At 67.8% G+C, this 10,661-nt stretch carries 12 protein-coding genes; 4 read left to right on the top strand and 8 right to left on the bottom strand.

The annotated features are described in order from the left end of the window. From LL06_RS22365 to LL06_RS22350, 4 genes are all read left to right on the top strand, one after another. On the top strand, positions 1 to 215 hold a 215-nt coding region (locus tag LL06_RS22365; RefSeq protein WP_152599726.1), incomplete at its 5' end, for a UTRA domain-containing protein. 102 nt (positions 216 to 317) lie between these two features. Continuing rightward, positions 318 to 1,133, top strand: coding sequence for a UDP-2,3-diacylglucosamine diphosphatase (locus tag LL06_RS22360; RefSeq protein WP_035532166.1), 816 nt, complete (start codon positions 318 to 320; stop codon positions 1,131 to 1,133). A gap of 37 nt (positions 1,134 to 1,170) precedes the next feature. Next, on the top strand, positions 1,171 to 2,415 hold the full coding sequence (locus LL06_RS22355) for a DUF3419 family protein (RefSeq protein ID WP_152599725.1): 1,245 nt from the start codon (positions 1,171 to 1,173) through the stop codon (positions 2,413 to 2,415). Beyond that, positions 2,412 to 3,065 (top strand): class I SAM-dependent methyltransferase, encoded by a 654-nt coding sequence (locus LL06_RS22350; protein ID WP_035532156.1) that lies wholly within the window; start codon positions 2,412 to 2,414, stop codon positions 3,063 to 3,065. Before LL06_RS22355 ends, LL06_RS22350 begins: the two co-directional genes overlap by 4 nt. 10 nt (positions 3,066 to 3,075) lie before the next feature. Here the strand turns inward: LL06_RS22350 and modC are convergent, their stop codons facing one another. The 8 genes from modC to soxC all read right to left on the bottom strand — a co-directional run. Further along, the gene (gene modC / locus LL06_RS22345; protein WP_035532154.1) at positions 3,076 to 4,164 is read right to left on the bottom strand and encodes a molybdenum ABC transporter ATP-binding protein; all 1,089 of its coding nucleotides are present in this window, start codon (positions 4,162 to 4,164) and stop codon (positions 3,076 to 3,078) included. After that, positions 4,161 to 4,883 carry a molybdate ABC transporter permease subunit gene (gene modB, locus LL06_RS22340; protein ID WP_052161826.1) on the bottom strand — a complete coding sequence of 241 codons (723 nt, stop codon included), beginning with the start codon at positions 4,881 to 4,883 and terminating at the stop codon, positions 4,161 to 4,163. The genes modC and modB overlap by 4 nt, the downstream gene beginning before the upstream one ends. 4 nt (positions 4,884 to 4,887) lie before the next feature. Continuing rightward, a complete protein-coding gene (gene modA / locus LL06_RS22335) occupies positions 4,888 to 5,700 on the bottom strand; it encodes a molybdate ABC transporter substrate-binding protein (RefSeq protein WP_244447208.1) in 813 nt (270 codons plus the stop codon). Positions 5,701 to 5,740: 40 nt separating this feature from the next. Beyond that, positions 5,741 to 6,094 carry a LysR family transcriptional regulator gene (locus LL06_RS22330; RefSeq protein ID WP_035532150.1) on the bottom strand — a complete coding sequence of 118 codons (354 nt, stop codon included), beginning with the start codon at positions 6,092 to 6,094 and terminating at the stop codon, positions 5,741 to 5,743. Between the two features lie 138 nt (positions 6,095 to 6,232). Beyond that, positions 6,233 to 7,507, bottom strand: coding sequence for an NAD(P)/FAD-dependent oxidoreductase (locus tag LL06_RS22325; protein WP_035532148.1), 1,275 nt, complete (start codon positions 7,505 to 7,507; stop codon positions 6,233 to 6,235). A gap of 28 nt (positions 7,508 to 7,535) precedes the next feature. Then, a complete protein-coding gene (locus LL06_RS28445; RefSeq protein WP_280114134.1) occupies positions 7,536 to 8,279 on the bottom strand; it encodes a c-type cytochrome in 744 nt (247 codons plus the stop codon). 37 nt (positions 8,280 to 8,316) lie between these two features. After that, complete coding sequence (locus LL06_RS22315) at positions 8,317 to 9,444, bottom strand: c-type cytochrome (RefSeq protein ID WP_035532146.1); 1,128 nt, start codon at positions 9,442 to 9,444, stop codon at positions 8,317 to 8,319. Next, positions 9,428 to 10,661: sulfite dehydrogenase (gene soxC / locus LL06_RS22310; protein ID WP_035532144.1), on the bottom strand; the 1,234-nt coding region annotated here is incomplete at its 5' end. The genes soxC and LL06_RS22315, both read right to left, overlap by 17 nt.

The following is a 10,661-nucleotide window of genomic DNA, read 5'->3' as shown; positions in this document are numbered from 1 at the left end:
CCCGAAAATCCACCGCCGTGGAGGCCCGCCACGCCAGCCGCGAGGATCTCGACCTCCTGGCGCTGTCGCCCGGCGCGATCGTGCTGGTGACGCGCGCCATCGACATCGATCCGGCGGGCCGCCCGGTGCTCTACGGCGAATCCCGCTTCGCCGCCGACCGGGTGGACCTGTTCATCGACACCGGCGCTTCCGGGCCGTCCGCGGACGGCGCTTGACAACCCGCCTGCCGCGCCGTCCCGGCGACCGTCACAAAACTGAGAACGGAATCGTGTTTAAGCCTGCCAGCAGGACGATTGCTCAAGGTTCAGGCGGGACCCGTGACCAAAACTTACCGGACCATTTTTCTCTCCGACATTCATCTCGGCACGCCGGATTGTCAGGCCGACATCCTGATCGACTTCCTGCGCGAGCACGATGCGGAGACGATCTACCTCGTCGGCGACATCATCGACTGCTGGCGGATGAAGCGGAAGGGCTTCTACTGGCCGCAGTCGCACAATGACGTCGTCCAGAAACTGCTGCGCAAGGCGCGCAAGGGTACCAGCATCATCTATGTCCCCGGCAACCACGACGAGATGCTGCGCGGCTATCTGGGCGTCCATTTCGGCGGCATCGAGGTGCGCGAGCGCGATGTCTTCGAGACCGCCGACGGCAGGCGGCTCTTGGTCATCCACGGCGACGAATTCGACATGGTGGTGATGAACCACCGCTGGCTCGCCCATCTCGGCGACATCGCCTACGGTTTCGCCATGTGGACCAACAAGTGGCACAACCGCTCGCGCAAGCTTCTGGGCCTGCGCTACTGGTCGTTCTCCCGCTGGGCCAAGCTCAAGGTCAAGAGCGCCGTCAACTTCATCTCGGACTTCGAGGAAGTGCTGGCCGAGGAAGCCCGCAAGCACGGCGCCGACGGCGTCATCTGCGGCCACATCCACCACGCCGCCAACGAGATGCGCGGCGGCATCCGCTACATCAACACCGGCGACTGGGTGGAAAGCTGCACCGCGGTGGTCGAGCATTCCGACGGCCGGCTCGAGATCATCGACTGGTCGCGCCGCATTTCCGAAAAAGCCGGACAGATGGCCCGGCCCAGGCAGGTCAAGCAACTGGCCGGCCCGCAGGACCAGGCGGCATGATGTCCGCGCCCACCTCTCTCCCCCGGAGTTCTCACCGATGACCATGATCGAAACCGCCGGCGTCGGCGCCCGCATCGACGGCGCCGTGGTGCGCACCCCCGCTTTGTCGGCGACGGGGATCCTCGAACGGGTGTTCTCGGCCGCCTTCCGCGGCCTCGTCTATCCGCAGATCTGGGAAGACCCGCTGGTCGACATGGAGGCGTTGGCGCTCAAGCCCACCGACACCATGGTCACTATCGCCTCGGGCTCCTGCAACGTGCTGTCCTATCTCACCGCCAACCCGGCCGAGATCATCGCGGTGGACCTCTCGCCCGCCCATGTGGCGCTGGGCCGGCTCAAGCTGGCGGCGGCCACCCATCTGCCCGATCACACCTCGTTCTCCAACCTGTTCCGCCACGCCAACCTCAAGTCCAACACGGCGCTCTACGACCGCCACATCCGGCCGCACCTCGACCACAGCACGCGGGCCTACTGGGACGGACGCGAAGCCAATGGCCGCCGCCGCATCAGCCGCTTCACCCGCGGCTTCTACACCACCGGCCTGCTCGGCCGCTTCATCTCGGCCGCCCATGTGATCGGCAGGATCTACGGCGTCGATCCGCGCGACCTGCTGCGCATGGACAGCGTCGAGAAGCAGCGCGAGTTCTTCGACACCCGCATCGCCCCGGTGTTCGAGAGCCGCAGCTTCAAGGCGCTCACCTCCATGCGCGCCTCGCTGTTCGGCCTCGGCATCCCGCCGGCCCAGTACGACGCGCTCGCCGGCGACGCGCCCGACGGCATGATCGGTGCGCTCCGCGAACGCACCGAGCGGCTCGCCTGCGGCTTTCCCCTCAAGGACAACTACTTTGCCTGGCAGGCCTTCGGCCGCGGCTACCAGCCCGGCGAGCAGGCCAGCCTGCCGCCCTATCTCGAAGCCCGCCATTTCGAGACCGTGCGCCGCAACGCGAGACGCGTCACCATCGTCAACGAGAGCATCACCGCCCTGCTCGCCGCACGGCAAGCGGCCTCGGTCGACGCCTTCGTGCTGCTCGACGCCCAGGACTGGATGACCGACCGGCAGCTCACGGAGTTGTGGGCAGAGATCACCCGCACCGCCGCCCCCGGCGCGCGCGTCATCTACCGCACCGCCGCCGCCCCCTCGCCGCTGCCCGGCCGGGTTCCCGACGGCATCCTCGACAAGTGGGACTACCGCGTCGGCCAAAGCCGGGACCTGGGCGCGAAGGACCGCTCGGCGATCTATGGCGGTTTTCACCTGCACGTCAAAAGAGACCAGGCCGCATGAGCGCCGTCGACGCCAATGCCTCGGTGATGGACGGCATCTACCGCCACCAGCGCCACATCTACGACCTGACCCGGCGCTACTACCTGCTCGGCCGCAACGACCTGATCGCGGCGCTGAAGCCGCCGGCCGGCGGCACCGTGCTGGAGATCGGCTGCGGCACCGCCCGCAACCTGATCCGGACTGCGGAGCGTTACCGCGGCGCAGACCTCTACGGCATCGACATTTCCGCCGAAATGCTCAAATCCGCGGCCGCGACGGTGGCCCGGCACGGCCTGTCCGGCCGCATCCGGCTCGCCCAGGGCGACGCCACCCGTTTCGACGCGGGCGAGCTGTTCGGCACGCAGCAGTTCGACCGGGTGTTCTTCTCCTACAGCCTGTCGATGATCCCCGGCTGGCAGGCGGCGCTGGACCAGGCCATGGATGCGGTGGCGCCGCGCGGCGAACTCCATGTCGTCGATTTCGGCCAGCAGACCGCCCTGCCCGGCTGGTTCGGCAAGGGCCTGAAAGCCTGGCTGGCGCGGTTCCACGTCACCCCCCGCGCCGAGCTAGGCGACGTGATGGCGGCACTGGCGGCGCGGCACCATGGCGAGCTCCGATTCTCCACGCTCTACCGCGACTACGCCCGGATCGGGTCGATCCGCCTTCCCTGACAGCGAACTCCTAGCCGGCGCCGCCGACATTGGTCTGGGCCACGGCGACGGTCTTGAGGATGGCGAAACAGGCCACCCCCGGCGCAAGCTCGAGCGCCAGCGCCGACCGCCGCGTCACCCGCGCCAGCAGCAGATCCTCGCCGGCCCTGAGCTGGATGATCGCGCCCGGTCCCTCGCCGAGCCGCACCGCCGTCACGGTCGCCGCAAGCACGTTGAGCGCCGACAGCCCCTCCGGCCGGTTCCGCGACAGGATCACGTCCTGCGCCGGAATGCGGATCGCAAGCCGCGCCCCGATCTCGGCCTCGACCCGGGGAATGAGCAGCGGCCCCGCGGAGGTCTGAAGCCGTGTCAGCCCGTCTTCTTCCTGCGCCGCGACAATCGCGTGCAGCGAGGCGCCGGCGGTCCTCACCCCGAGCGCCGGGACGCTGTCGGGATCGGACAGCACGTCGGCCGCGGGTCCGGCGCGCACCACCCGCCCCGCCTCCATCAGCACCAGCGTGGTGGCGAGCCGCGCCACCTCGGCCATCGAGTGGCTGACATAGAGCACCGGGATCTCCGTCTCGTCGCGCAACCGCTCGAGATAGGGCAGGATCTCGGCCTTGCGCTCTTCGTCGAGTGCGGCCAGCGGCTCGTCCATCAGCAGCAATCTCGGCTTGGCCAGCAGCGCCCGGCCGATCGCCACGCGCTGTTTCTCGCCGCCCGAAAGCCCGCCCGGCCGCCGGTCGAGCAAGGCGCCGATGCCGAGCATCGCCACGACGTGGTCAAAGCCCGCGCCTTCCTCGCGCGGCGCGAACCAGCGCCCGTAGTCGAGGTTCTGGCGCACGCTCAGATGCGGAAACAGCCGGCCTTCCTGGAACACGTAGCCCAGCCGCCGGCGGTGCACCGGCATGAACACCTTCCGGCTCGAATCGAACAGCACCCGGCCATCGAGCGCGACATGCCCGGCATCGGGCCTGAGCAGCCCGGCGACCGCGTTGATCACCGTGGTCTTGCCGGAGCCTGAGCGGCCGAAAACGGCGGTCACGCCCATCGGCGCCTCGAAGGCCGCATCCAGCGAAAAGCCCCCGAACCTGTGCGTCAGGCGGACGGAAAGCGTCATGATCCGGCGATCCTTCGCGCCACCGAGCGGCCGACCCATTCCGACAGGAACAGCGCCGTGAGCGCGATCGCGATGGCGATCAGCACCAGTTGCATCGCCTTGGCGTCGCCGCCCGGCACCTGCAGGAAACTGTAGATCGCGGACGGCAGCGTCTGCGTCTGGCCGGGAATGTTGGAGACGAAGGTGATGGTGGCGCCGAACTCGCCCATCGCCTTGGCGAAGGCGAGGATCGCCCCGGCGATCACGCCCGGCAGGATCAGCGGCAAGGTGACAGTCGCAAACACCCAGGGCCGCGAGGCGCCGAGCGTCGACGCCGCTTGCTCGAGCTTCGGATCGACCGCCTCGATCGCCAGGCGGATGGCGCGCACCATCAGCGGAAACGCCATCACCGCGGCGGTGAGCGCCGCTCCCGTCCAGCGGAAGGCGAACACCAGCCCGAAACTCTGGTCCAGAAAGCCGCCGATCATCCCCTTGCGCCCGAAGGTCAGGAGCAGAAGGTAGCCGGTCACCACCGGCGGCAGGATCAGCGGCAGATGGACGAGCCCGTTGAGCGCCTGCTTGCCCCAGAACTCGTGGCGCGCCAGCGCATAGGCGACCGCGACGCCCAGGGGAAGGCTGAGCACGGTCGCCCAGAAGGAGACTTTCAGCGACAGCGTCACCGCGCGCCATTCGTCCGGCGAAAGGGCGGCCCCGAGGCCGCCCGGCACTGCATCGAGCATAAGGTTACTTCTCTAGAACGGTGAACCCCTGGCCTTCGAAGGCCGCCCGAGCCTTAGCACCGGACAGATAGGTCAGGAAAGCCTCCGCCTCGGGCTTCGCGGATTCGGCGATGACGGCGGCCGGGTAGACGATGGCCGGATGGCTGTCGGCGGGAAAGGCTCCGACGACGCTCACCGCAGGCTCGGCCGCGGCGTCGGTGGCGTAGACGATCCCCATCGGCGCCTCGCCGGTGGCGACCAGCGCCAGCGCCGCGCGCACATTGTCGGCCTGCGCCACCTTCGGCGCGACCGCCTCCCAGACGCCGAGGCTCATCAGCGCCGCCTTGCCGTAGACACCCGCCGGCACCGAGTCGACCAGCGCCATCGCCAGCTTGTTCCCGCCCAGCATCCCCGCGAGATCGAAGCCCGGCGCGATCTCGACCGGAGCCGCCTCCGCGCCATGGGCCACCAGCACGATCGAGTTGCCGAGGAGATCGACGCGCGTCCCGGGCCTGATCAGCTTGCCCTCCTCGAGCGTGTCCATCCAGTTCACCGCCGCGGAGATGAACACGTCGGCGGGCGCGCCTTCCTGGATCTGCTTGGCCAGCGCCGAACTGCCGGCATAGGAGACGACCGCGGTGTTTCCGGTCTCCGCGTTCCAGTCAGCGACGATCCCGTCGAGCGCGGTCTTCAGGCTGGCGGCGGCAAAGACGGTGATGGTCTCGGCCCGCGCCGCCGCGGGCAGCACGAGCAGGGTGGCGAGGGAAAGCGCTGCGGCCAGGGCAAGGCGGCGGGGTGCGGCAAACATGGGACAGTCTCCGGTTTCGATATGTTTCATGAAACATATCCCTAGAGCGCCGGAATCCGCAACCTGTTTCTCAGTCCGCCTGCGGTTTGAGCAACTGGGTAATGCCGGCGATCTCGCTCGCCCCTTGCTCGAGCGTGATCGCCTCCAGCCGGCGGTAATGCGCGAGCACCGCCTCGCCGGTCGCGGTCAGCCGGGCGCCGCCGCCGCTGGCGCCGCCGCGGCTGCTTTCGACCAGCGGCGCCTCGAAGACCGCGTTCATCTCCTCGACCAGCATCCAGGCCCGCTTGTAGCTCATCTTCATCCGCCGCCCGGCTGCCGAAATCGACCCCTCCGCGGCGATGCCCTGCAAAAGGTCGGCCTTGCCGGGGCCGACGGTGAGGCCGCTGTCGAATGTCAGCTTGAGCCGCAGTTTCGGGGGTTTCACATCTCTCTCCTGCCGTTTCGCCGACCATGCCGTCAAGCGTCGCCGCAGGCAAGCCGCACGGCCGACCGCGCGGCCCGAAACGGCAGGGCCGGAGCCAGGGTGTCCCCTGCCTCGGGCCTTGAAGGATCCCCAAGCGTCTCAGCCGAACATGTCGGCGGTGATCCCCGCATACCAGCCCGCCGATTCCTCGAAATTGGCCTTGCGCAGCGCGGGATCTTCCGATGTCTGGCTGATGAATCCCTGGGTCGAGGCGATCTTGCCGTCGCCGGGCGCATATTGTGCGCCGACCTTCACGCTGTCGTCGGTCTCGATCAGGCTCCAGCAGGTGTTGGCGTATTTGGCCGGAAACACCTTAGACTGGGTCAGGTCGCCGCGGATGTGCATGGCCGCCACCTTGGCCTGGCTGTTGGCGGAGAAGGCGGATTTCGGCATGTCGCCGGCAATGGACGCGTCGCCGATGACGAACACCGCCTCGTCGATCGTCGAGCGCATGCTCTCGGCCAGGATCGGGCAGAAGCCGCTGTCATCGGTGAGGCCCGCTTCAGTGGCGATCGCGCCGGCCTTCTGCGCCGGAATGACGTTGAGCAGCGCGCCCTTGAACGTGTCGAGGTCGGTCTCCACCGTTCCGGCGCTGACGTCGACGGCGCCGATGCCGCCATGCACGTCCGGGCCATACCATTCGACCATGCCGGGATAGTGCTTTTCCCAGCCCTCCTGAAACACGCCCTGCTTGGAGAATTTCTCCTTCGGGTCGAGAATGATGACCTTGGAGTCGGTCAGTCCCTTGGCCTTGAGCACATGCGCCATCATCGACGCGCGCTCATAGGGTCCGGGCGGGCAGCGATAGGGGTTGGGCGGCGCCACCATGATGATCTGCTGGCCGTTCTCGATGGCGTCGAGCCTGGCCTTGAGCAGTTCGGTCTGCTTGCCCGCCTTCCAGGCATGCGGCGCGACCTCGGCCAGTTTCTCCGAATAGCCTTCGACCGAATCCCAGATCAGGTCGATGCCCGGGGCGACCACCAGCCGGTCGTAGGGAATGGTCGCGCCGTCGGCCATCGTCACCGTCTTGGCCGCCCGGTCGACGCCCGTCGCGCGCCCGGTCACCTTGGTGATGCCGTAGCTCGATTGCAGCGCGTCATAGCCGTGGGTGATCGATTCGAAGCTGCGGTACCCGCCGATATACAGGTTGGAATAGAAGCAGGTGGTATACACTTCCGACTGGTCGATCAGCGTGACATCGATGCCGCCGTCGGAATCCTTGGCGACATAGCGCGCCGCGGTCGCGCCGCCGGCGCCGCCGCCGATGACGACCACGCGGGGTTTTCCCTGCGCGCGCAGGTAGGCGGGAAGCGTGAGTGCCGCCGCACTCGCGCCGGCGAACAGTCCGAATTGGCGTCTGGTCAGGCGTGTCATGGTTTCCTCCCGGTTGCAGGCCTTGCGTTCATTGCGGATCGAGTGAGCTGAAATAGGCGGCCAGCGCCGCAATCTCTTCATTGGCGAGATTGGCGACGCGCAGCTTCATGACTTCGTTGGAGCGGACGTTGGAGCGGTATTCGAACAGCGACTTGACGAAATAGTCCTTCGGCAGTCCGACGATCGAGGGAATGCCGTCCGCGTGACCGGAGGCCTGATGGCAGGTTACGCATTCGCCCGCGAGATATTCGCCATATTCCGGATCGCCTTCGATGCTGAGCACGATGTCGGCAAAGTCGCGCATCACTCCGCCCCTGTCGGCCGCGCCGGTCACCGGATCATCGGCGGGCGCTTGCCGGGCGGCGGTCTCGAGCCAGGTGACGAGCGTCGCGCGGTCGCCCGCGTCCGGCATGCCGCGGAACGACATGCGGTTGCCCTTGATGAAATCGCGCGGCTTTTCGAGATAGTCCGAGAGCGTCCGGGCGTCCCAGACGAGGCCCGCCGCGCCGGCGGCCCGCATCCCGTCCGAATAGCGGAAATCGGCCAGGCTTCCGGCGGTGCGGCCGAACAGGCCGTCCAGATGCGGCCCGACCTTGTGCTTCGCGCCGGCTCCGATCTCGTGGCAGCCCGCGCAGGGCTTGAACACCGCATCCGCCTCCTCGGCCCCGGCCCGGCCGGCGCAGAGGAGGATCAACGGAAGCGCCAGCGCCAGCAGGGACAGCGGCCGGCGCAGGCCGGAGATGGGTCCGTGGCGTCTGGCGTGCTCGACCATCCTGCCTCTCCTGCCCGGCGCCCTCAGGCGCCGGATCTCAGTCGATCCCGCCTCCGGCGTTCTCATCGTCGCCATTGCCTTCCGGCGTCACGTCGATGATCTGGGCACGGGCCGTGATCTCGACCGGACCCGGCTTGCAGTCCGTCATGCAAGGCTCCAGGCCCTTGGCGTAATGCGGCTCGTCCGGCCGGTTGTCCTCGATGAAATTCGCCTCGTTGGGCAAACGGACCGAGGTGAAATTCTCGCTCGAAAGCTCGAACTCCTCGTCGGTCACGACGTCGTTGAGATAGAGAAGATAGGCCGTCAGCGCATAGACGTCGTCATCCGACAGCGAGCGGGCATTGCCGAAGGGCATGGCGCGGCGGACATAGTCGAACACCGTCGACAGGTACGGCCAGTAGGAGCCGATGGTCTTGACCGGCCGGTCCTTGAGAAGCGTGTCCTGGCCTCCGGCCAGCACCGGCCAGCGCCCGGCTCCCTCGCCGAAATCGCCGTGACAGACGGCGCAATTGTCGGCGAAAAGCGTCTCGCCCTCGGCGACGGTGCCCTTGCCCTCGGGCAGGCCCGTGCCGTCGGCGCGGATGTCGATGTCCCAGGCGGCGATTTCGTCAGCCATCGCCACCCGGCCGAGGCCAAAGGCGCCCTTGCTCTTCTCGACAGTCATGGGTTCGGCGGCCGCTGTTTCCTCCGCCGCAGGCGCGGCGGCGGTCTGGGCCGGCGTCTCACCGGTCTCGACTGCCGCCGGGGCAGCGGCGGGAGTGCCGGCTGCCTCGCCCGGGGAGAAGGTCATCAGATAGGCCAGCACATTGGCGATCTCGTCCTCCTTCTTGAGCCCGGCAAAGGCCATCTTGGTGCCCTTGACCATGCCCTTCGGATTGGCCAGGTAGTCCGTCAGCGTGGCGGCGTCCCAGGCCAGCCCGCCCTGGCCCGCGGCCACCATCGGAGCGGAATACGTATAGCCCTCCGCGGTCCCCGCGGTGCGGCCGATGAGATCGTTGAGCTCGGGCCCGACCTTGTGCTTGGCTCCCTCGCCCACGGCATGGCAGGCCGCGCATTTCTTGAACACCTTCTCCCCGGCGCCGACGTCGCCTTCGGCCCGGGAGGGCGTGGCGAGCGCGGCCAATCCGAGGACGGCAATCGCCGCGGACTTAGGAAACTTCAACATTTTCAACCACCCCGTCTGTGTTGACGTGCCATGTCTGGATGCCATTGTTGTGATAGATCGAGTTGCCGCCGCGCACCGCGCGCAGCGCATCCTTGGTCGGCTGAATCAGCCCCTGGTCATCGATGGCGCGGGACTGCAGCAGCAGTTCCGACCCATCCCAGTTGATGTCGAGATAGAAGCGGTGCAGCGCCTTGGGAAGGCTCGGCCCGTCGATGCGCGCCGGTAGCCAGTTGCGGCCGCCGTCGAGCGTGACGTCAACACGCTTGATCGTGCCGTTGCCCGACCAGGCGAGGCCGGAGATCACCAGCGGACCCTTGCCATGGGTCACCGGCGCCTGCGGGCTGGGGCTGGTGATGACGGATTTTACATCCATCACGAAGGTGTGGCGGCGCGCCTTTCCGTCGGGGAGCAGGTCGGTGTATTTCGACGTCTCCTCGCGCTGCGCCCAGGGCTCGTCGCCCACTTCGAGGCGCCGCAGCCACTTGACCCACATGTTGCCTTCCCAGCCGGGAACGCACAGCCTGAGCGGATAGCCCTGTTCGGCGCGCAACGCCTCGCCGTTCATCTTGAAGGCGACCAGGCAGTCGTCGAGCGCCTTCTCGATCGGGATCGAGCGCGTCATCGCCGCCGCATCGGCGCCTTCGGCCAGCACCCATTTGCCGGATGTCTTGACGCCCGCCTCTTCCAGCAGATAGCGCAGCGGCACGCCGGTATAGACCACGCAGTGGATCATGCCGTGGGTGAACTGGCAGCCGTTGAGCTGCGAGCCCTTCCATTCCATGCCGCCATTGGCGGCGCATTCGAGGAAATAGACCCGGTTCTCGCGCGGGAACCGCTTCAGGTCTTCCATGGTGAAGACGAGCGGGGTGTCGACCAGGCCGTTGATCATCAGCCGGTGATCGGCCGGGTTGATGACCGCCGTGCCGCCATGGTGCCGCTCGAAGCACAGCCCGTTGGGGGTGATGATGCCGTCGAGCTCGTGCAGCGGCGTGAAGTTGATCGAGGAGACCGGATCGGAGGTGAGCCACGGCACGTCGCGGCGCACCACATGCGCCTCGAACTCCGACGGCTTGCCGTAGGGCGCCACGTCGACGCCCTCGCCGAGATAGCGGTTCCAGTCCTGCACCTCGGTGATCAGCGGATCGCCCGCCGCCCGCGCCGCGCCGGCGCTGGCCGCCGCAGCGGCGCCGCCGAGCAGTCCGGCCTTGAGGAAATCA

It is taken from the genome of Hoeflea sp. BAL378, from assembly GCF_000759435.1.
GTDB lineage: Bacteria > Pseudomonadota > Alphaproteobacteria > Rhizobiales > Rhizobiaceae > Hoeflea.
Note: the sequence above shows the minus strand (reverse complement) of the source record. Positions and strands in the feature narration are given on the sequence as shown.

What these genes read in the sequence shown, in the direction of transcription:
- LL06_RS22355 (WP_152599725.1), top strand. Translation starts at nt 1,171, where the DNA reads ATGACCATGATCGAAACCGCCGGCGTCGGCGCCCGCATCGACGGCGCC.
- LL06_RS22350 (WP_035532156.1), top strand. Translation starts at nt 2,412, where the DNA reads ATGAGCGCCGTCGACGCCAATGCCTCGGTGATGGACGGCATCTACCGC.
- modC (WP_035532154.1), bottom strand. Translation starts at nt 4,164, where the DNA reads ATGACGCTTTCCGTCCGCCTGACGCACAGGTTCGGGGGCTTTTCGCTG.
- modB (WP_052161826.1), bottom strand. Translation starts at nt 4,883, where the DNA reads ATGCTCGATGCAGTGCCGGGCGGCCTCGGGGCCGCCCTTTCGCCGGAC.
- modA (WP_244447208.1), bottom strand. Translation starts at nt 5,700, where the DNA reads ATGAAACATATCGAAACCGGAGACTGTCCCATGTTTGCCGCACCCCGC.
- LL06_RS22325 (WP_035532148.1), bottom strand. Translation starts at nt 7,507, where the DNA reads ATGACACGCCTGACCAGACGCCAATTCGGACTGTTCGCCGGCGCGAGT.
- LL06_RS28445 (WP_280114134.1), bottom strand. Translation starts at nt 8,279, where the DNA reads ATGGTCGAGCACGCCAGACGCCACGGACCCATCTCCGGCCTGCGCCGG.
- LL06_RS22315 (WP_035532146.1), bottom strand. Translation starts at nt 9,444, where the DNA reads ATGTTGAAGTTTCCTAAGTCCGCGGCGATTGCCGTCCTCGGATTGGCC.